The sequence below is a fragment of the Limosilactobacillus sp. genome (assembly GCF_041859915.1).
Lineage (GTDB): Bacteria > Bacillota > Bacilli > Lactobacillales > Lactobacillaceae > Limosilactobacillus.
This window is the reverse complement of the sequence record NZ_JBFLGB010000031.1, coordinates 1-19,890: the sequence shown is the minus strand read 5'-3', so window position 1 is coordinate 19,890 and position 19,890 is coordinate 1. Positions and strand designations below refer to the sequence as shown.

At 45.8% G+C, this 19,890-nt stretch carries 18 protein-coding genes and 1 pseudogene; 9 read left to right on the top strand and 10 right to left on the bottom strand.

The window, feature by feature from the left end; all coding sequences use genetic code 11:
* The coding region (locus ACEYV4_RS05695; protein ID WP_373842401.1) for a group II intron maturase-specific domain-containing protein at positions 1-387 on the top strand (387 nt) is incomplete at its 5' end.
* 250 nt (positions 388-637) lie between these two features.
* Here ACEYV4_RS05695 and ACEYV4_RS05690 read toward each other — a convergent pair.
* The 5 genes from ACEYV4_RS05690 to ACEYV4_RS05670 all read right to left on the bottom strand — a co-directional run bounded on the left by ACEYV4_RS05690 (position 638) and on the right by ACEYV4_RS05670 (position 4,643).
* Complete coding sequence (locus ACEYV4_RS05690) at positions 638-1,837, bottom strand: IS110 family transposase (RefSeq protein WP_373842400.1); 1,200 nt, start codon at positions 1,835-1,837, stop codon at positions 638-640.
* A gap of 259 nt (positions 1,838-2,096) precedes the next feature.
* The gene (locus tag ACEYV4_RS05685; RefSeq protein WP_047767696.1) at positions 2,097-2,321 is read right to left on the bottom strand and encodes a hypothetical protein; all 225 of its coding nucleotides are present in this window, start codon (positions 2,319-2,321) and stop codon (positions 2,097-2,099) included.
* Positions 2,322-2,333: 12 nt separating this feature from the next.
* On the bottom strand, positions 2,334-2,840 hold the full coding sequence (locus ACEYV4_RS05680; protein WP_373842399.1) for a YbhB/YbcL family Raf kinase inhibitor-like protein: 507 nt from the start codon (positions 2,838-2,840) through the stop codon (positions 2,334-2,336).
* Positions 2,841-2,877: 37 nt separating this feature from the next.
* The gene (locus tag ACEYV4_RS05675; RefSeq protein WP_053003007.1) at positions 2,878-3,666 is read right to left on the bottom strand and encodes a tyrosine-protein phosphatase; all 789 of its coding nucleotides are present in this window, start codon (positions 3,664-3,666) and stop codon (positions 2,878-2,880) included.
* 2 nt (positions 3,667-3,668) lie between these two features.
* Positions 3,669-4,643 carry an SGNH/GDSL hydrolase family protein gene (locus tag ACEYV4_RS05670; RefSeq protein WP_367333398.1) on the bottom strand — a complete coding sequence of 325 codons (975 nt, stop codon included), beginning with the start codon at positions 4,641-4,643 and terminating at the stop codon, positions 3,669-3,671.
* A 195-nt stretch (positions 4,644-4,838) separates the two neighbouring features.
* Here ACEYV4_RS05670 and ACEYV4_RS05665 point away from each other — a divergent pair, with 195 nt between their 5' ends.
* The 4 genes and pseudogenes from ACEYV4_RS05665 to ACEYV4_RS05650 all read left to right on the top strand — a co-directional run bounded on the left by ACEYV4_RS05665 (position 4,839) and on the right by ACEYV4_RS05650 (position 10,436).
* Positions 4,839-6,017 (top strand): galactokinase, encoded by a 1,179-nt coding sequence (locus ACEYV4_RS05665; RefSeq protein WP_047767705.1) that lies wholly within the window; start codon positions 4,839-4,841, stop codon positions 6,015-6,017.
* A gap of 29 nt (positions 6,018-6,046) precedes the next feature.
* Positions 6,047-7,494: pseudogene (locus ACEYV4_RS05660) on the top strand (UDP-glucose--hexose-1-phosphate uridylyltransferase).
* A 28-nt stretch (positions 7,495-7,522) separates the two neighbouring features.
* Complete coding sequence (locus ACEYV4_RS05655) at positions 7,523-8,515, top strand: LacI family DNA-binding transcriptional regulator (protein WP_367333400.1); 993 nt, start codon at positions 7,523-7,525, stop codon at positions 8,513-8,515.
* Between the two features lie 637 nt (positions 8,516-9,152).
* The gene (locus ACEYV4_RS05650) at positions 9,153-10,436 is read left to right on the top strand and encodes a dicarboxylate/amino acid:cation symporter (protein ID WP_047767712.1); all 1,284 of its coding nucleotides are present in this window, start codon (positions 9,153-9,155) and stop codon (positions 10,434-10,436) included.
* A gap of 63 nt (positions 10,437-10,499) precedes the next feature.
* Here ACEYV4_RS05650 and ACEYV4_RS05645 read toward each other — a convergent pair whose 3' ends face one another.
* Positions 10,500-10,973, bottom strand: a complete 474-nt coding sequence (locus tag ACEYV4_RS05645) for an Lrp/AsnC family transcriptional regulator (protein WP_047767714.1) — start codon at positions 10,971-10,973, stop codon at positions 10,500-10,502.
* 207 nt (positions 10,974-11,180) lie between these two features.
* Between ACEYV4_RS05645 and ACEYV4_RS05640 the strand changes: the two genes are divergently transcribed.
* Positions 11,181-11,642 carry a universal stress protein gene (locus ACEYV4_RS05640; RefSeq protein ID WP_373842398.1) on the top strand — a complete coding sequence of 154 codons (462 nt, stop codon included), beginning with the start codon at positions 11,181-11,183 and terminating at the stop codon, positions 11,640-11,642.
* 120 nt (positions 11,643-11,762) lie between these two features.
* Positions 11,763-12,818, top strand: coding sequence for a serine hydrolase domain-containing protein (locus tag ACEYV4_RS05635; protein ID WP_367333402.1), 1,056 nt, complete (start codon positions 11,763-11,765; stop codon positions 12,816-12,818).
* A gap of 79 nt (positions 12,819-12,897) precedes the next feature.
* Here ACEYV4_RS05635 and ACEYV4_RS05630 read toward each other — a convergent pair whose 3' ends face one another.
* The 3 genes from ACEYV4_RS05630 to zwf form a co-directional block, all read right to left on the bottom strand.
* Positions 12,898-14,841, bottom strand: coding sequence for a glycoside-pentoside-hexuronide (GPH):cation symporter (locus ACEYV4_RS05630; protein ID WP_373842397.1), 1,944 nt, complete (start codon positions 14,839-14,841; stop codon positions 12,898-12,900).
* Between the two features lie 283 nt (positions 14,842-15,124).
* The gene (gene gndA, locus ACEYV4_RS05625; RefSeq protein ID WP_047767720.1) at positions 15,125-16,558 is read right to left on the bottom strand and encodes an NADP-dependent phosphogluconate dehydrogenase; all 1,434 of its coding nucleotides are present in this window, start codon (positions 16,556-16,558) and stop codon (positions 15,125-15,127) included.
* A 136-nt stretch (positions 16,559-16,694) separates the two neighbouring features.
* Positions 16,695-18,176 (bottom strand): glucose-6-phosphate dehydrogenase, encoded by a 1,482-nt coding sequence (gene zwf, locus ACEYV4_RS05620; RefSeq protein ID WP_222258221.1) that lies wholly within the window; start codon positions 18,174-18,176, stop codon positions 16,695-16,697.
* 299 nt (positions 18,177-18,475) lie between these two features.
* Between zwf and ACEYV4_RS05615 the strand changes: the two genes are divergently transcribed.
* Both ACEYV4_RS05615 and ACEYV4_RS05610 read left to right on the top strand, forming a co-directional pair.
* Complete coding sequence (locus tag ACEYV4_RS05615; RefSeq protein ID WP_047767724.1) at positions 18,476-19,036, top strand: cadmium resistance transporter; 561 nt, start codon at positions 18,476-18,478, stop codon at positions 19,034-19,036.
* 34 nt (positions 19,037-19,070) lie between these two features.
* Entirely contained in the window at positions 19,071-19,406 is a 336-nt protein-coding gene (locus ACEYV4_RS05610) for a helix-turn-helix transcriptional regulator (RefSeq protein ID WP_047767726.1), read from the top strand.
* On the opposite strand, the gene ACEYV4_RS05605 is transcribed toward ACEYV4_RS05610, so the two are convergent.
* On the bottom strand, positions 19,369-19,890 hold a 522-nt coding region (locus ACEYV4_RS05605), incomplete at its 5' end, for a transposase (RefSeq protein ID WP_373842396.1). The two genes, ACEYV4_RS05610 and ACEYV4_RS05605, sit on opposite strands and share 38 nt — an antisense overlap.

The following is a 19,890-nucleotide window of genomic DNA, read 5'->3' as shown; positions in this document are numbered from 1 at the left end:
AAACAGGAACTCAAACGAATTACGAAACGCAATCGCGGAATTTCACTTGAACAAATGTTTATGGAAATCACACGAAAAATGCGCGGATGGATTCAATACTACTCATCTGGTAAGATGACAAACTTCTTGAAACGAATAGATCAGTGGCTACGGTCTAGAGTTCGACAATACATCTGGAAATCATGGAAGAAAATCAAAACGAAGATCACTAACCTGAAACGACTAGGTTTGAATCAGAATGATGCTCGGCTAGCTGCTTATACCCGCAAGGGTTACTGGCGCACAGCACATAGCAAAACACTACTTTATACGTTAACAAACGAAAAACTGGAACAACTTGGATTGATGAATTTCTCCAAGGTATTCCAGTCTATTCAAAATGCTTAAATTACTGAACCGCCGTATACGGAACCGTACGTACGGTGGTGTGAGAGGTCGGTAATTGAACTAATCAATTACCTCCTACTCGATCGAATAGTCAAGTATATTAGGGTGTTTCTTTGAATTTAATTTAAGAAAAAAACTATTTAGGTAGTCAAAGTAGCTTAAGAAAGGAATTTAAGGTATAACAAAATAAGCTCATGAACTAGATTTATTTTTCATGGGTTGTAAAATAATAATAAGAATCAATTTTAAATTATGATTTGGCTATTTGATAATTATAAGATTGATTGTATTTCACGAGATGATAAATCGTTCTGAGAAGACGATGTATCGCTGCAATGGCAATTTTCTTAGTCCCAGGCTGAGAAGATTGCCTTTTCCTTTTCTGATAAAAGTCATTAATATGATTAGGGTGAAAATGACTAGCCACTGCAATATTTTGAATGGATCCAAATAGAATTTTACGAGCGACTGCGTCACCACGTTTACTAATATGATCAGCAGCAACGAAGTTGCCTGATTCATAATGTCTAAGATCAATCCCGATGTAGGCATTAAGCGCATTACTACTGTGAAAGCGACGAATATCGCCTAATTCACCAATTAAAGAGGTAACAGTTCGTACCCCAAACCCAGGAATGCTCAATAGTAAATTATATTCAGGTAAATTTTCTGCTTTATGATGCATTTCTGTAATGATTTTATCTTTTTCGTGGACTTCTTTCATAATGCGATTAGCTAAGTACCGAATTTGTTCGTAAACATAAGAATTGTCATCAACAACTGGATAAGCTTTTTTAGCAAGTACTAATAACTTTTTGGCAATGCGGTTTGCGCGGTTAGCCGATATAATTTTATTAGTGCTATTCAGGATAAAGGAATATAGCTCAGTAAATGAAGTATTAAAGACTTGCGAAGGGCAAGCAAAGTGTTGCACAATTGCCCAATATAACTCGTTATTAGTGTTACTAAATAGTGACTCTAATTGCGGGAAGGTGAGCTGCAAAGCACGGTGTAGGCGGTTTTTATGACTAATAACATCCCGACTTACCTCTTGGTAAAATCGACTAAGATCATGTAGTTGTTCATATATTGGGCTCTGCTTATAAGATAAAGAGCGGTGAATAATAAAACTAGTTTGAGCTAAATTTAATGCATCACTGCGGTCTGATTTGTAAGGACGTAAATTATCGAGCTGCTTTTTAGCAGCTAATGGATTAAGCATTGTGTATTCAAATTCATCACAATCAAGAAAGTGTTGAAGAATTCGTGAGTAAATGCCAGTCGCTTCAAAAACTACTTCAGGTTGATGGAAAGACTTGAGTAATTTTAATAAGTCGGCTAATCCAGGACGATCAAGGGTTAGTTTACACTCATCAACTTTCACTTTAATAACTACAATTGCCAGATTAATTGTATGTTTACTAACATCAATTCCAAATACAGTACGCAATTTTATCATCTCCAAATGAAGTAGAATCACAAAAGATCTATTAAATCTAATTTTCAATACACGACTTAAGAGCCAACAGACTAAGAACAGATTAATAATAGACTTGTGAAGTTGCCATTTTTAAATCCGACGTCAAGCGTCATATAAAAATACGACATGTCAACTTCACTCCTACTTTAACAAAAAAGTAGTGAAAACATCAGAACCGTCGTTCTGATATTTCCACTACTAAGCTTAGTCTGTTTTAAAGTAACACAGCCTAAAGTTTGTTCTTAACATCGTACGGCTTTGACTTTTGATGATTGGCCGGCAGGGCGTCCTTGGCGTAGAAGATTGCGTATTCTTCATCATTAGGGCCCTTGGCAATTACCAGGTCATCACTGTGCCGCTCTTTTTTGAAGATTTGCCCCTTCCGAACGGCTTCGTTGTAGTCATGAATGTTGGCGATTGAATCACCCGGATTAAAGAAAATCCTTGTTTCCATAATATCACTTCCTTAAGCGCGACTAGGAATGGTTGCTTTAGCTTTGGCGAGGACATGACCCTCCGCAGCGTGGAGAAAGTCATTAAGCCAGTAGCCGTTCTCTAAGGGGAGGACGGTATCTAGTGCGTAGACGGCTAATGTGTAGTCGTGAGCCTTGTCCGGTGGCTGCGGGCCAACATAACCGCTGGCAATCTGCGGGTCACCATTGACCAGGCGGCCGGCGTTACTGTTCTTTCCTTGGACAAACTGGGCTTTTAACTGGCGGCTGGCATCGGCTGGAATAGCTGTCAGCGTCGCTGGAATATTGGCAGCGAGCCAGTGAATCCACGTAAAGCCACAGACGGGGGTTGAATCAAAATCAATGAAAACAAGTGCAAACGACTTCGTCCCCGCGGGGGCATCCGTAATGTGGATGGGGAAAGATTTCACTGGGTGGTTAGCGACCATCAAATCGGCCGGTGCATACTTGCCGTACTCGTCAGCCAAGAAACCGTCAATTAACGGAACAGAAATTTGCATAACTAGCTCCCTCCTTGTATATCAATTATAACCTGGCCTAGTCCAAATATAAATGGCGCAGGGTGGTTAAATCGCCTTTTGAGAGGCCAAGGTAGTCGGTTAGGTAGTGGCCAACGTCCCCAGACTCTTCTTTGATTGTGGCCAAGGCCGTATTGAGGTAGTCGGCATTAACGGAGGCCAGGGCGTTACGATTGCTGACGACCGCGTCAACATTCCCAAGGCCGGCACTATTTTTACGGATCCCAGCGAGCCACTTCTTCCGTACGTCCGCCGTGACCTCGTTAGTTAGGAGATAGTCCTTAATAATTGTTTCACGTGGAACACCCAGTGCGGAGAGAATGAGGAAGGCAGCAAAACCGGTTCGATCCTTTCCCGCCGTGCAGTGGAAGAGAGTGGCCCCGTTGGTTGTGGTCAGGAGGACCTTAAACATCTCCTGGTAGGTCTTTTTTGCGCTTGGCAAGCTGGCCATCCGCCGGTAGACATCTAGCATGTGCCGGTAGCCGTTACCCTCTTCTTGCATTTGCTGGGCAATCTCTTCATCGCTGTGCGAGGCGTCCGTTTCGTCGACCGCAAAGACGGGAAGGTGACGGTAAGTTGCGCCGGCAGGAACCCGGTCCGGGGCAGCCGCGACTTCTGGATTGGAACGGAGGTCGAGGTCATTCTTGACGGGGATGGCTGCCAGGACAGCCTGGTCGTGGTCATTGAGCCGGGTTAAGGAGCCGGAACGGATTAGCCGGTTAAACTTTACCTGGTGCCCATCTTGGGTGGGGTAGCCACCAAGTTCACGGAAATTATAGCCATCTTCAATGTTTAATAAGCGTTTCATTGTTATTTTCCTCCTTTGATTTGTTTTAAAAATGGGGCAAGGGCCCCTGCTAACCGCCGTCCCGCCGTTTGCGCCCCAATTTGGTCGGGGTGGAGACCATCGATGAAGCTGGTGCACCAACCCCTGGTATCAATCACGGGAAGGTGGTGGCGGTGTGCGCACCGGACGATTTCCGTACGGAAGGTTTGACTAAAGGGGACCATGATCAGAATCAAACTGTTGGGGAAAGTTGATTTCACCTGACTGATAAAGTGGTCGTATGCCAAGACAAACTGGTCGGTAGGGTAGCGGCGGTCGTTGACCCCGATGTTGACAACGACCATGTCCGGCCGGTTGACCGCCCACCGGGTAGTCTGGTCAATTTGGGGAAGAAACTGGCTGGCCACGGGAACCCCACCGGTAGCCGGGCGCAAAACCCCGCCGGCGGAATAGGCAATCCGTACGCTGTCGATTCCCAGTTGGTCGCTAGCAATACCGACATAGTTGCTCTCGGGCCGGTAATCAGCAGAAGCATGGTGCCCGGCTACCCAGCAGCCGGCCGTTATTGAGTCACCGATGAAGTCAACGAGTGGCTGCAAAGGAGCGGGATGAAGGGCCCCCGGCCTGCTGGTGATGCTGATGATTGCGAACCCCGCCTGGCCGGTCCAGACCGGGTCGAGGTCAGTGTTGCCGGCCGTCATTACTTCGATGAGGTGGGACTGGCAACTTGGCAGGGGGATCGTCCACGTTCCCTTAGCGGCGGCGACCCGCTGCCATTGCCCCTGGTCAACCCGGTAGGCATAGAACTGACTAGCCACCTGCGCACTCCCGTTGTCCAGGACCGTTACCTGAACTTCTCGGGCTGCCTGGCTGACCATCTTGATGACACTACCGAGGTTGGTGGTGTATAGTACCGGCTGGTTATTGATCTTTCTTACTACCCACCGCCCGGTTCGCTGGGCAAGGGGCAAAAGATCGTTAGCGTGATAAATTGCCATTTAAGTCCCTCCTCTTTAAAAATAATTTTAGCATTGATTAGCAAAAGCTACTATTACTAAGGTATTCAAGAAAGCGCTTACCATATTTATTTAATTATTATGAAAGCGCTTATTGACAAATCGGGCAAATAATATTAAATTATATTTAGTAAAAGTTTACCATAAGTTTTATTTGAGGTATGGAGGTTAATTGTGATGGATAAGCAACAATTTCTTGATGAATATAAAAAGGTCTTTAACGAAAACGGTAAGGATGTCTTCTTCTCACCAGGCCGGATCAATGTGATTGGTGAACACACCGACTACAATGGTGGTCATGTTTTCCCATGTGCAATCAGCATTGGGACGTACGGTGTTTATGGGCCACGGGAAGACACCAAGGTCGCAATCTACTCTGCTAACTCCGCTAAGGAAGAGAACAGTAAGATCATCACCTTTGATATCAATGATGAGCAACCCCAAACCGCGAAGGACGAAAAGTGGGTCAACTACTTTAAGGGGATGCTTGTTTACCTGAAGCAGCGTGGCTACAAGATTGACCATGGTTTCAACTTCTACATTCATGGTTACCTGCCATACGGTTCCGGACTTTCTTCATCTGCTTCCATTGAAATGCTGATGGGGAACTTACTGAAGGAAGAATTTAACTTAGACATTGATGAAATTGAGTTAGTTAAGCTTGGTCAAAAGACCGAAAACGACTTTGTCGGTCTGAACTCCGGTATCATGGACCAGTTTGCTGTCGGGATGGGGAAGAAAGACAACGCCATCTTCCTAGACTGCAATACCTTGGAATACAAGTACCTGCCACTTGAACTGGGTGACTACGAAATCCTGATCATGAGTACGAACAAGACCCACTCCTTAGCGGGCTCCAAGTACAACGAACGGGTTGAAGAATGTGGTGAAGCAGTTAAGCGCCTGAGCAAGAAGTTAAACATCACTAAGCTCGGTGAAATTGACTCTGAAACTTTTGACCAATACACTTACCTGATCAACGATGCCACCTTAATTCGTCGGGCCCGGCACGCCGTTAGTGAAAATGAACGAACAAAGCGGGCCATCGACGCAATGCAAAAGGGTGACCTGGAAGAACTCGGCCGCTTGATCAACGCATCCCACGTTTCCCTGAAGTACGACTACGAAGTCACTGGTAAGGAACTGGATACCTTAGCAGAAAGTGCTTGGGAACAACCTGGCTGCCTGGGTGCCCGGATGGTCGGCGGTGGATTCGCCGGCAGTGCCATTGCCATTGTTAAGAAGTCCGCTGCGGAAGACTTCAAGAAGAACGTCGGTAAGATTTACCGTGACAAGATTGGCTACGATGCCAGCTTCTATGATGCTGAAGTGGTTGACGGACCACATAAGTTGTAATTGATATCCAATTGCGGGGGAATGAGAAAATGAAGTTATTGGAAGAATATGCAGACAAGGTAATTGAAAGTGGCGCCTATGAACCGCTGGACCGGATTTACGTATTAAACAAAATCCGGGCCCTGGTTGGTGACGAAGATGTCGAAGCCGCTGCAGATAAGCCATTGGTTGCCCAGTTGGTTGACCTGGCTGTTAAGCGGGGGAAGATTGAGGACGGCCAAACGGCCAGAGAGATTCTCAATGACCAGCTGTACGACCTGATGACTCCACGGCCATCAGTGGTTAATCGCGAGTTCTGGGAAAAGTACCAACAATCCCCGGAGACCGCCACTAACTGGTTCTACAAGCTGTGTACCAGCAACGACTACGTTAAGGTTGCGGCGATTAAGAAGAACGTGGTCTTTGATAAGCCGACCAAGTATGGTAACTTAGAGATTACGATTAACCTTTCCAAGCCGGAAAAGGATCCTAAGGCAATCGCAGCAGCGGCTCACGACACGAAGAAGAAGTACCCACAATGTGCATTGTGCATGGAAAACGAGGGTTACAAGGGCCGGCTAGGTCAAGCAGCCCGGAGTAACCACCGGATTATCCGGATGACGATTGGTGGTAAGCAGTGGGGCTTCCAGTACTCGCCATACGCTTATTTCAACGAACACTGCATCTTCTTGTACAGTAAGCATGAACCAATGAAGATCAACCGGCAAACACTGATTAACCTGGTAGAAATTGAAAATCAGCTGCCAGCCTACTTCGTTGGTAGCAATGCCGACCTGCCGATTGTTGGGGGCTCAATGCTAGCCCATGAGCACTACCAGGGTGGCCGCCACACCTTCCCAATGATGAAGGCGTCAATCAAGAAGCCTCTGCAATTTGCTGACTACCCCGCAGTTGAAGCTGGGATCGTTAACTGGCCAATGAGCGACATTCGGTTAACGAGCGCGGATGCAACCCAACTGATTGACTTGGGGACCCACATTATTGATTTTTGGGACCATTACAGCGACGAAAGCCTCAACATTAAGGCATTTGATGGTGACACTCGCCACCACACGGTTACGCCAATCATGCACCGTGACAGTGAGAAGTACGTCCTCGACCTTGTTTTGCGGGACAATAACACGAGTGACAAGTACCCACTTGGTATTTTCCACCCGCACGAAAAGCTGTGGCACATTAAGAAGGAAAATATTGGTCTGATTGAAGTGATGGGCCGGGCAATCCTACCTGCCCGTCTTAAGGACGAACTCAACGAAGTCAAAAAGTTCTGGCTGGGTGCCGAAACAAGATTGCCGACAGCCACCTGCCATGGGCAAAGGAAGTCCAGGCTAAGACAAAGATTACGAAAGACAACGTTGACGAAGTGATGGAACAAGAGCTGGCCAACATCTTTGCTAATGTTCTGGAAAACGCCGGGGTCTTCAAGGAAGACGTTGCCGGTCAAGCTGGCTGGGACCGGTTTATCAAGCAACTGTAATGATTAAAGCTGAAAGGAGTCTGTGAGGATGGCAGTAACGTTACGAGACATTGCAAATAAAGCTGGGGTATCAATTGCGACGGTATCGCGAATCCTCAACAATGACGTGACCCTTTCAGTTAACGAAAAGACCCGGCAACGGGTAATTGCGACCGCTGAGCAGTTTAACTATACGAAACATAAGCGGACGCAGAACAACCGTGTCCAAAAGGTTGCGGTTGTTCAGTGGTACTCACTGACCCAGGAGCTGGATGATCTGTACTACATGGCTATCCGGATGGAAATTGAGCGTTCTGCCCAACGCCGGGGGCTACAGACCGTGCCGATTTACCAGAATAACATGGAGGATATTCCTCAAGACGTTACTGGTATTATTGCGATTGGTAAGTTTAGTGATGCCCAGGTAGAGAAGTTTCAGTTAGTGACAAAGAACATTGTCTTTGTTGATTATGATAGTTTAGCTGCTGGTTATGACTGCTTGGTTCCCGACTTTGAAAATGCTGTTCGTTCCGTAATTAGCGAGTTCGTTAATGAGGGAATCGAGGACATTGGAATGCTAGTGGGAACGGAAACCACTACGGATAACGAGATTGTTCCGGACCTCCGGCGCTTCTATTTTGAAAATGACCTCCGCCAAAAGAACCTGTATCACTCCGAATTTATATTTGCCGGCGACTACACCTCGATGTCGGGATATAAAGCAATGAAACGGGCAATTGAGCGGCTCGGTAATCGCCTACCGCACGGAATCTTTATTGCAAACGATCCGATGGCGGTTGGCGCGTTAAAAGCGGTTCAGGAAGCTAAGATTGCGATTCCGCAGCGGTTAGCGTTGATCTCGTTTAACGATACGGCGCTGGTCAAGTATGTTTACCCAAGTATGTCAGCGGTCCACGTGGCAACGGATGAAATGGCCCACGCGGCGGTTGACATGATGGTCAAGCGGCTAAAGAATCCAGATGCGGACCCGTGCAAGACAGTTGTGGGAACGCATTTGATAAAGCGGCAGACAACAAAATAAATGAGTGCGGACCCCCCCGAAGAGGGCCGTATGACTAACATGGGAAAACGGTTGGCGCAGAAGGCGCCAGCCGTTTTTTCTGTTAGGCACTAGGCCCGTGGGGGTGGAGCACGTTACGGCTATGTAAAAGTAGAAGTACGGCAACCGGAGTTGACGCTGTAAGCGTCGGCTTCGGTTGTTTTAGCGTGTACTGCAGAACACGTTGCAACGTTAAAGAAAGTTGAAAATGCCGACTAGGTGAGCCAATGCCTAGCCAGCATTTTTATTTGGCAGGGAGAAGACGATATTTAAAGTGGCTGTGATTTTTAAATAGTGAATAAAGGCCAGAATAAATATTTTTTCAAAAAAATTTAAAAAGTAAATCCGGACAATTGTAGAATATTTTAGCCAAACGATAAGGACGGATACTAGGGCAATATTGTGGTAAAAAAGGTATATTATTATTTTATATACAGGTTATTTCAGACAAAACCAGAACTTTACTATCATCATTCCTAGAAAAGTGTTATTTATAAATAGTGAACTTGCTATATAAATATAACGATTCTGTTCGTATTTTACCCTATCAGTTAGTGAAAAGTAAGCCGACATGTGATAAAGTATTCACTGACATTGAAAGGGAGAGAAGGATGTAAAAGTGAAACATTATCGGTTCAGCCGTCAAAGCATGGGATGGCAAATTATGATTGGTTTAGTTTTGGGAATTATCTGTGGAGTGATTTTCTACCAAAATAATAGTGCCATCACAGTGATGCAAAGTCTGGGGACAATCTTTATCCGCCTGATCCAAATGATCGTTATGCCAATCGTTGTTTCCTGCTTAACAGTAGGGATTGCTAACATTGGTGATATTAAGAAACTGGGCCGGATTGGGGCCAAGACCTTGATCTACTTTGAAATTTTGACAACGATTGCCCTGATTCTTGGTATCGGGATGGCCAACTTGACCCACCCCGGAACGTTTATTAATATCCATGACCTTCACGCAACGGATATTTCTCAATACATGTCGACTGCCAAGCACGCGGCCCATGACAGTGGCTTTTGGCCTTTAGTCCTGTCAATCATTCCGACAAATATTTTTAAATCGATGTCTGACGGTGACATGATGCCAGTGATCTTGTTCTCCGTCCTGTTTGGGCTGGGAATTGCTGCGGTCGGTGAGAAAGCCAAAATTTTAATTGATGTTTTAAACGGGGTTTCTGAAGTAATGTTCAAGGTTACTAACTGGGTAATGAAGTTCGCCCCAGTTGGGGTCTTCGGTCTGATTGGGATGACCATTGCGGAAATGGGGCTAGATGCACTGCTCCCGCTTGGCTACTTTATCCTGATTGCCTACGCCACGATGCTGATTTTTATTATCGTTATTCTCGGAATTACCGCCCATCTCTTCCACTTGCGTTACTGGAAAACAATGCGGGTTATCTGGGATGAAATTGTTCTGGCGTTTACAACCGCTAGTTCAGAAGTTACCCTCCCTCGGTTGATGAAGAAAACTCATGAGATGGGGGTTGATAAGGGAATCACCTCCTTTGTTATCCCAACTGGTTACACTTTTAACCTTGATGGGTCTGCTATTTATCAGTCCCTTGCCGCAATCTTTTTGGCCCAAGCTTATGGTCTGCACTTAACCCTTGCCCACCAGATTACCCTGCTAATTGTGTTAATGATTACTAGTAAAGGGATGGCGGGTGTGCCTGGGGCATCCTTTGTTGTCCTACTCGCTAGTGTTTCCACCATTGGGGTACCAATGGCGGGGCTGACGTTCATCGCCGGGATTGACCGGTTTGTCGACATGGGCCGGACAGCCGTTAACGTTGTCGGCAACTCAATTGCGACCCTGGTTATCGGTGAATCAGAAAAGTCGTTAGATCGTGACCAGTACAACAAGTTTATTGATAATTACGGAAAGAATAAGTAATAATTGCGATAAGAAAGGCCGGGATGAAAATTATTTCGTCTCGGCCTTTCTGCGTCCTTTTTATTATTCGCTTAGTTTATCGTTCTCGTCGTCATCTTCGTTTGCCAGGTGGATTCCCCGGTGGTTGACGCTGGTACTAAAGACAATCTGGGTACTAGTTTTTCCAAAGCGTTGCTGGATGGTGTTGATGAAATCGTCCAAGTTGGTGGTTGAGGGAAAGACAACCTCCATAATTTCGGAATAATCGCCCGTTACGCAGTTACATTCGACAACGTTGGGCACACTCTGGACGAAGGGATAGAATTCCTTTTTTTGCCGTGGTTCCAACTGGACCTGGATAAAGGCCCGGACGTGGAAGCCAATCTTTTCCATGTTAATGGAAGAGTGGTAGCCATTGATCACCCCCGCCTTTTCCAGCTTAGTAATGCGGGCGGCGATTGCAGGCGAGGAAATGAAACATTTCTTAGAGAGTTCCTTTAATGACACCCGGGCATTCTCTTGCAATGAGTTAATAATTTTGCGGTCGATTTTATCCATAAAGTTCCCAGCCTCATTTCTCTATATGATTAAATAATAATGTTATTATTCTCATATTAGCTTAATGTATTGATTGAATTGTAGGTGATTTAGCCGTAATTGTCAATTGTGAAAAAATACGCGAGTTCGCGCGAATCCTTACTTATCCCGGTAATTTAATGGTACAATAGTTACATAGGAAAAAAGCTGCATTGGAGGCTTAGAGATATGGATCAAGAATACCAAAATATCTTAGTACCAGTTGATGGTTCTAAGGAAGCAGAATTAGCACTAGAACGGGCAATCTTTGTTGCTAAGCGTAACGGTGCCCATGTTGATGTACTGAACGTTATTGACACCCGGGCAATGGCATACAACTTTGCGGGAATGTCCGATGGGAGCATTGCTTACCAATTGGTTGATAAGTCAAAAGAATACCTGACCAAGCTGTTAAAAGAAGCAAGGGAAAAGAATGACTTTGACAATATGGATATCCACATTCGGTTGGGTAACCCAAAGACAATCATTTCCTTTGACTTCATTCATGACCACCACAATGACATGATCATGATTGGAGCTAGTGGCCTTTCACGGATGCAACGGGCAGTGATGGGATCCGTTACCTCCTATGTAAAGCGGAACGCCCCTGTGGACGTCTTAGTTGTTCGGACGGCCGTTGATAAAGCCTAACATAATCCTGGATTAAAACGGGTTCCAGTGTCACCAGTTTTTGGCACGGAAACCCTTTTTTGTGTTTATGTTAGAATGGAAATCTCAGATAGAAAACAAAGATTGAAAGGGGATAAGACAATGAGTAAGCACGGACTGAGGACCCTCTTTTTAGTCTTAAGTGTTAGCTTGGGATGCTTTTTAAGGCCAACCTTGGTCTGGGCCCAGGTAGCAACCCCGGCACAAAGGGAGGCGGTCCAGCACCTCCTTTTGCAAAAACACGTCAACGGGCTGGCCCTAATAAATGGCCCTGGTGACCATCCAGAAGTGGTTAGCAACCAGGTAACAAGGGACTCCCAACAGGTGGTCCGGACAAACCGCGTGATCCCGATTGCCTCCTTCCAGAAACTGATGACCGGGGTGGCAATTAACCAATTAGTCCTTTCCGGGAAATTAGCGCTGAGCACGCCGCTGAGCGCTTTTTACCCGCAGGTGGCCAATGGTTCGCAAATTACAATAGGGCGGCTGATGATGCACACGAGTGGCCTTCGTAACGTCCCTGGTAAGTTAGCGGCACCGTTAGAAGACGAAGCGGCCCAACGTCAGTATATGTTAAAGCATTACCGGTCAACGGGGAAATTTAGTTGGTGCTATTCTGACGTGGACTTCAGTTTTTTAGCGGCCGTTATTCACCGGACGACCCGGCAGTCGTACCAGAATTACCTGGCGGACAAAGTTTCAAGGCCCCTGGGGGTGCGGGTGGAGTTCGCTGACCATCTTACGAACGGGCACCGGGTAACTCAGGCGATGGGGAAAAAGCAGGGGTGGTCAACCTTACAAAGGCGCATGTCAAAAGAGCCCGGGGCCGGCGATATTCTGTGTACCCCGGTAGCTTATTGGTACTTCTTGTACCGTGGCGTACTTGATAACCCCACGATGCTGGCCCAGTATACTAATCGGCAAGCAGCGGGGGAAACCTACTTTGGTGGTGCCTACATCGAGGCCCCATATCTCCACGCCAATGGTTACCTGAGTGGGTATTCATGTACCTTTTACAGTAACTGGGAAAGCCGGCAGACGGTGATGCTCTTTGCCAATAACCTTTCCTATCATGAATTACGGGTGGTCAACAGTCAACTAGTGCATGCTTACTTTGATGACCACCGGACAGAACAAAAGCAGATCAACGCCGAGTAGCGCTGACCTGCTTTTTTAAAACTATAAAAGACTGATTGGTAGTTTGCTGCCAGTCAGCCTTTTACTTAACTAAATAACATTAGTCTTTCTTCGTGACTTTCATAATGTTGTCCTTGTCGGTGACCTTGTCGCCAGCCTTGGCTAACATTTCAAAGGCGAAGTTTTCACTATTAGTGACGGTGACGATAACCGTGTCATCAAGCCCCGCCTTCTTAATAGTTGGGTCCCAGAATTCCATGAGTTCTTGACCCTTGTCAACGTGTTGACCCTTAGTGAAGTAGGTTATGAAACCAGTACCATGTAACTTCACGGTATCAACACCGATGTGAATCAGGAGGGCAATTCCGTTGTCGGAAACTAACCCAACCGCGTGACGAGTTGAGAAGGTTGCCCGAACGGTACCAGCAAATGGTGCGTAAACCTTACCGTCAGCTGGCTTGATAGCAAATCCTTGTCCCATCTTACCTTCAGCAAATGCTGGATCACTGACGTCCTTGAGGTTAACAACTTCACCAGCAACCGGAGCTGGGATGTTAGTAACGCCAGCTTGTGGTTGTGGAGCGGCTTCTTCAGCAGTGGCGTTTTGGTCATTGCCTTCTTCACCAAGGTGCTTACCCCAAGTTTGTTCCAACTTAGCCACAATCTTGGCGTGAGACTTTTCATCCAACTTAACCTTAAGGGCGAAGATAATGATACCAACAAGAATTAAGGCAATTGGAATTAAGAACATGTAAATCTTGAAGACGCTAACGCCGTGAGCAGTAACAGTAGCGGCTGTAGCACCACCAGTCATTCCAGCAGCAACAGTAGCGGCACCAACAACACCATTAGCAACGGCACCACCGAACTTATCAAGCAGTGGCCGAATTGACAAGGTCAACGATTCATCACGGTGACCAAGCTTTAATTGACCATATTCAACAGAGTCGGTAATCGTCATCAAAACAACCAGGAAGATGATTGGTTGTGGAATGAAGAACAATTCGGCACCGAGCAGGACAAGTGCTAATGACTTACCAGCAAAGGCAAAAATTACAGCACCAAGGACTTCAATCGTTGCAGCACCATAGAAGAGCTTGTGACGCCCAATCTTACCTGAGAAAAGTGGGAAGGCGAAGACGGAGATAACACCGACAACCGTGTTCAGACCACCCAGGATTGAGAAGGCCTTAGAGTTACCAAGAATATAAGTGAAGTAGTACAGTTCAAAACTGTTCAACAGAGTTTGACCAGTAGTGAAGAACAGGTAGGACATCGCAATTGCCAACAATTGGTCGTTCTTGATCAGGATGTGCAGGATATCCTTTAACTTAGTTTGCTCCTTATTTTCACGAAGCAGTGACTTTTGTTCGTGGGTAAACATCCCCACACCGATTGCAGTGATTGCCGAAATAGCAGCAACGATAACGGCGAAGATGAACCAACTACGGTCGTCACCGGTCCCACCGTTTTGATTGATGGAGAAGAACAGAACCATTGGCATGATAACAAAACCGATGATTTGTCCACCGATGGTTGAACCAACCCGGGCGAAGGTAGCAATCTTGTCACGTTCGTGTGAATCGAATGACATGGCTGGAACCATGGACCAGAAACCAACATCATTGAAGGAATAGAAGACATCCATGATGATGTAGATGATAGCAAAGACAACCAGGTACATGATTGGACTAGAAACGTTCAGACCGCCAAGTGGGGTGAACAGTGCGGCCAGGAGGACGGCAGAAATAACACCACCGCCAACAACCCATGGCTTAAACTTCCCCCATTTGGTCTTGGTCCGGTCGATGGCATTACCAATCAATGGGTCAATCAGTAATTCCACAATCCGGAGAATCATGATGGTCATCGTAACGTATCCGACCATCCGGTTATCAAAGGACTTGTTACCGGACGTAAACAGGTGACCGGTAACGTACATCATAAAGTAAGTAGAAAGTAATGCAAAGAAGGCATCATGTCCGAACGCACCGAGTGAGTATGCGAGGCGCGAACGAACTTTATGTGGCTCTTGCTTATCCATTATTGACTCCCCTTTTCTACGTAAAATTAAATAATAGCTTACAGCCATTATGTTAAGCGCTTTCACTAAATATGTCAATATCTTTTTAGTAAACTTTTACGATTAAAATTGTTGGTACCTTTAATCTTTGATCATGGACGGGCACGGACGAAAGGTTGTGAAATGGCGGTCAAACCACATTTGAAAGGCGGCAACAGGGACAAGGTAAAGTTTTATTTCGGCCAATAAAAAAAGAGAGGACCGGAAAGTTCCGGTCCCCCTGTAGGATTCAGTAGCAATGATTTTATTGTTCTTTGTACCAAGTGTAGTGGTAGTTACCTGGGCGGTCAACACGTTCATAAGTGTGAGCACCGAAGTAGTCACGTTGTGCTTGCAGCAGGTTAGCAGGAACAACTTCTGCACGGTAGGAGTCGTAGTAGCTAATTGCAGCGCTAAGAGCAGGAACAGGGATACCAGCCTTAACAGCAAGGGCAACGATGTCCCGAATAGCCTTTTGGTACTTCTTAGAGATGTCCTTGAAGTAGTCGTCAAGAAGAAGGTTCTTCAAGTCAGGGTTCTTGTCGAAGGCATCAGTGATGTTTTGCAGGAATTGGGCACGAATGATGCAACCGGCACGCCAAATCTGTGCTAATTCACCCATCTTCAGGTTCCAGTTGTAACGTTCGGAGTCGATTCGCATTTGTTCGAATCCTTGTGCGTAGGACATAACCTTACCGAAGTAGAGAGCTTCACGAACCTTTTCAATCAGTTCCTTCTTGTCATCAATGGAGATGGCTTCCGTTTCTTCAGGTAAGACCTTGCTTGCGGCAACCCGTTCGTCCTTCATCATGGAGATGTAACGAGCGTAAACGGCTTCAGTAATAACGGATTGTGGAGCGCCACCTTCAAGGGCTGTTTCAGAACTCCACTTACCAGTACCCTTGTTGGCACCACGGTCAAGAATCATGTCAACAATTGGCTTGCTCTTGTCATCACCAAGGTCATCCTTACGGGTCAGAATGTCAGCAGTGATGTCAACCAGGTAACTGGATAGTTCACCCTTGTTCCATTCTGCGAAGGCCTTAGCAATGTCATCAACTGGCATCTTCAAGACGTTTCGCATAATGTTATAACTTTCGTCAATTAACTCTTCGTCACCGTATTCAATCCCGTTGTGGACCATCTTTACGTAGTGGCCGGCACCGTTAGGACCAACATAGGTAACACATGGTTTGCCATCTTCAGCCTTGGCAGCGATTTGAGTCAAAATAGGAGCAACTAAGTCATAAGCTTCTTTTTGACCACCTGGCATCAGGGCAGGACCGTGGAGGGCACCAAGTTCACCACCGGAAACACCCATGCCGATGAAGTTAATACCGGACTTGTCCAGCTTAGCATTCCGAGCCATGGTGTCGTGGAAGTTAGTGTTCCCACCATCAATCAGAACATCACCTTTGTCAAGCAGAGGGAGTAATTCATCAATAACGGCATCGGTTGGCTTACCAGCCTTAACCATCAGCAAGATCCGCCGTGGCTTTTCAAGGGAGTCAACGAAGTCCTTAATTGTGTAACTAGGAACAAGCTTCTTGTCGCTGTGATCCTTCATCATTTCGTCAGTCCGGTTACGGTGACGGTTGTAGACACCGACAGTGAAGCCCCGACTTTCAATGTTTAATGCAAGGTTTTTACCCATGACAGCTAAACCGACAACACCGATTTGTGCTTTATTCTCTGACATTAAAGTCACTCTCCTCTTAAAGAAAAACATGTAATTATTTTCACAATGTCCATTATAACAAAAAAATTTAACAGTGCAACCGATATCTAATAACAAAAAACGTTTTAAGAAAATTCTTAAAACGTTTTTGAGTATATTAGTGGTTTAAACGGTAGACCCATTGGCGACCATCACGGGCAAGCAGTTCATCAGAGGCTGCAGGGCCCATTGAGCCTGGTACGTAATTAGGGAACTGTGGCTTTTCAATGTCCCAAAGCTTCCGAATTACGTCAACGAACTTCCAAGCATAGGCAATTTCAGCCCATGATGCGAAGTTGGTGTGGTTACCTTCCAGAGCATCGTGGAAGAGACGTTCGTATGGTTCTGGGGATTCCTTCTTGTCGGTATCACTTTGCAGGTACTTCAGGTCGACTGGTTGGGTCGTGAAGCCTTGGCCAGCGCGCTTAGCGTTTAATTGCATAGCAAAGCCAGACTTAGGTTCAACAAAGATTGTCAAAACGTTGGAGTTCAAGGTTTGGTCGCTTTCGTGACGAGGGTCAGCGAAGATATCGATCAATGGCTTCTTGAAGACAACGTCAATTCGGGTGAACTTGTCGGCTAACTTCTTACCAGTCCGAACGTAGAATGGCACACCAGACCAACGGTAGTTGTCAAACATTAATTTGGCAGCTACGAAAGTTTCAGTACCAGAATCAGGAGCAACACCATCTGCGTCACGGTATGCTTCAGTACCGTTCCCAGCATCGTATTGACCACGAACAAAGTTAGCGGCGGCTTCGGATGGGGTGTAGACACGGAGACTCCGTAATGCCTTAATCTTTTCAACCCGAACGTCGGTATCGGTAAATGAAACAGGTTGTTCCATTGCCAATTGGGCAACGATTTGCATAATGTGGTTTTGAACCATGTCACGAAGGGCACCAGAGTTGTCGTAATAACCAGCACGTTCTTCGACACCGAGCTTTTCACTCAGGGTAACTTGGATGTTGTCGATGTAACGGTTGTTCCACAAAGATTCGATGATGGTGTTACCAAAGCGTAGGGCTTGGATGTTTTGAACCATTTCCTTACCCAGGTAGTGGTCAATCCGGAAGATTTGGTTTTCATCGAAGGTCTTGGACAGTTCGTCGTTCAGCTTCTTAGCGGAGTCAAAGTCACGACCGAATGGCTTTTCGATAACCAGGCGGTTAAAGCCGTCGTCAGAAAGTAGGTCTTGCTTCTTCAGGTTCATGGCAATGGTGCCAAAAAATTGGGGAGCCATGGACATGTAGAATAAGCGGTTGCCTTCTGTGCCAAACTGCTTGTCCAGTTCTTCAATCCGCTTCTTTAGGATTGTGTAGTGTTCAGGCTTGGTAACGTCATGTGACTTGTAGAAGAAGTGCTTGGAGAAGTCAGCAGCTTCGCCCTTGCGAGTTTCTTCAACATCCTTGATTGAGTCCCGAACAACTTGTTGGAATTCTTCGTCGGTGTATGGATGACGAGAAGTTCCGAGCAGTGCAAAGTGGTCTTGCAAGTAGCCCTTTTGGTAGAGCTTGAAGAGAGCGGTGTACAACTTCCGCTTAGCAAGGTCACCAGTTGCACCAAATAATGTAATAACAGCTTTATTTTCTGTAGCCAAAATGTTCACTCCTTCTGAAATTACAGAAATTCTATCACCTGTACAATTATATACTCTCAAACGCTTATCTGCACGGCAAAAGGAACCGGTTTCTGGATAGTGGTGAAATGGCCCACCGGTGGGGAACAGTGCCGTCAATAAGGTTGGTTGGGTACCGGTTGACGAATGGTCTAGAGCAAAAAGTTTTTTTGCCGGGAATGCCTTTACCGACACTAATTAACACAAAATTCCATCTTGTATATATACCAAAAATGGTATATAAATAATATATCGAATTTGATATATTGGAGGAAACAAAGATGAATTACTGGCTACTCTTGGTAACGTTTGTTGCCGTTAACCTAGATTTCTTTATTATTATGCTGTTTTTACTCCACCGTTACCGAACCATGGATGTGATGGTTGGCTACTTGGCGGGGGTGTTAATTTTGATGATCCTCAGCTTCACAATTGGTAAGGCCCTCGCCCTGTTTTTACCGGAATGGCTTATCGGCCTACTGGGGTTCTTACCGATTTATATGGCGCTCCACGATAAGGATGAGGCAGCCCAGCAGACTGACCGGGCGCCTATCCTGGCGACCTTAACCACGTATCTAGCGGTTTGTACTGGCTGTAACCTGTCAATTTTTTTACCGGTGCTGACGGGGATGACCATCAACTACTTTATAATGGCTCTTCTCTTTATCGGCGTCTTGGCAGTCGTGGTCGTCTGGCTAATAAAGGCAATTGGTGAACTACCAGTTGTCAAGAAGGCCCTGACGAGGTGCGGGGATACTTTAATGAAGGTGATTTACGTTGGGGTTGGCCTCTACGTCTTTTACGACAGTGGTTTGATTACCCACCTGCTTAGTCTGGTATAATATTCCCTAATTAATTCAAAGAAGGGAATGGCAAATGGTGACCGCGACACGCGACCTGATTAATGAAGCGGCTAAAATTTATAAGGTATTAAGCAACAGTACCCGAATTGAGATTCTCTATTTCCTGCGTCACTGCGATGGCGAGGTGTCGGTTTCAACAATTGTTGACCAATTAGGCCTGGCACAGCCGGTGATTTCAAAGCAATTGGGAATCCTCCACCGTTACCAACTGGTTTGTCGCCGGCGGGAGGGTACCAAGGTTTTCTATATTCTTGATGATCCTCACGTTGTCGAAATGGTTGATGACATGTTGGAACACGTTAAGCATGAGATTAAGGGTGAACCCCACCCACGAAATTTGTATAAGTAGGTAACAAGGGGGTTGTGACAAAAAGCCTCTGAATCAGAAGCACCATTCGGAATTTAACAAAAATTCTGAATGGTGCTTTTTGATTATCTGAATATTTTGAGAAAATGAGCGGCCTTCCGGCCATTTTCTTCATGTTTAATGCCATTAAAGCAATCCCAATTTGTCTTTTGGCTTTCTTAAGACCACGTACTGTGAATCTTTTAAAACCCAAATAAGCCTTCAAGTTACCAAAAACAGTCTCTACATCGTACTTACGACGGGAGTAAGTGTTGGAATTTGAAAGCGACTCGCGAGCTTTCGACTTAAAATATTCCCACTGTGGGTTCACCTTAAGGTACTTAGTGTTCCCATGTGGTGTTAATGCCTGAGAAATAATTTGATGATTCTCATCATACTTCTCTGCTTGATATACTTTGAAATCACGACGGAATTTGTATTTATCATTTCGGTATGCGTATCGTTTAAAGTTGAATCGGACGCCCTG

What these genes read in the sequence shown, in the direction of transcription:
- ACEYV4_RS05685 (WP_047767696.1), bottom strand. Translation starts at nt 2,321, where the DNA reads ATGGAAACAAGGATTTTCTTTAATCCGGGTGATTCAATCGCCAACATT.
- ACEYV4_RS05680 (WP_373842399.1), bottom strand. Translation starts at nt 2,840, where the DNA reads ATGCAAATTTCTGTTCCGTTAATTGACGGTTTCTTGGCTGACGAGTAC.
- ACEYV4_RS05675 (WP_053003007.1), bottom strand. Translation starts at nt 3,666, where the DNA reads ATGAAACGCTTATTAAACATTGAAGATGGCTATAATTTCCGTGAACTT.
- ACEYV4_RS05670 (WP_367333398.1), bottom strand. Translation starts at nt 4,643, where the DNA reads ATGGCAATTTATCACGCTAACGATCTTTTGCCCCTTGCCCAGCGAACC.
- ACEYV4_RS05665 (WP_047767705.1), top strand. Translation starts at nt 4,839, where the DNA reads ATGGATAAGCAACAATTTCTTGATGAATATAAAAAGGTCTTTAACGAA.
- ACEYV4_RS05655 (WP_367333400.1), top strand. Translation starts at nt 7,523, where the DNA reads ATGGCAGTAACGTTACGAGACATTGCAAATAAAGCTGGGGTATCAATT.
- ACEYV4_RS05645 (WP_047767714.1), bottom strand. Translation starts at nt 10,973, where the DNA reads ATGGATAAAATCGACCGCAAAATTATTAACTCATTGCAAGAGAATGCC.
- ACEYV4_RS05640 (WP_373842398.1), top strand. Translation starts at nt 11,181, where the DNA reads ATGGATCAAGAATACCAAAATATCTTAGTACCAGTTGATGGTTCTAAG.
- ACEYV4_RS05635 (WP_367333402.1), top strand. Translation starts at nt 11,763, where the DNA reads ATGAGTAAGCACGGACTGAGGACCCTCTTTTTAGTCTTAAGTGTTAGC.
- ACEYV4_RS05630 (WP_373842397.1), bottom strand. Translation starts at nt 14,841, where the DNA reads ATGGATAAGCAAGAGCCACATAAAGTTCGTTCGCGCCTCGCATACTCA.
- gndA (WP_047767720.1), bottom strand. Translation starts at nt 16,558, where the DNA reads ATGTCAGAGAATAAAGCACAAATCGGTGTTGTCGGTTTAGCTGTCATG.
- ACEYV4_RS05615 (WP_047767724.1), top strand. Translation starts at nt 18,476, where the DNA reads ATGAATTACTGGCTACTCTTGGTAACGTTTGTTGCCGTTAACCTAGAT.
- ACEYV4_RS05610 (WP_047767726.1), top strand. Translation starts at nt 19,071, where the DNA reads ATGGTGACCGCGACACGCGACCTGATTAATGAAGCGGCTAAAATTTAT.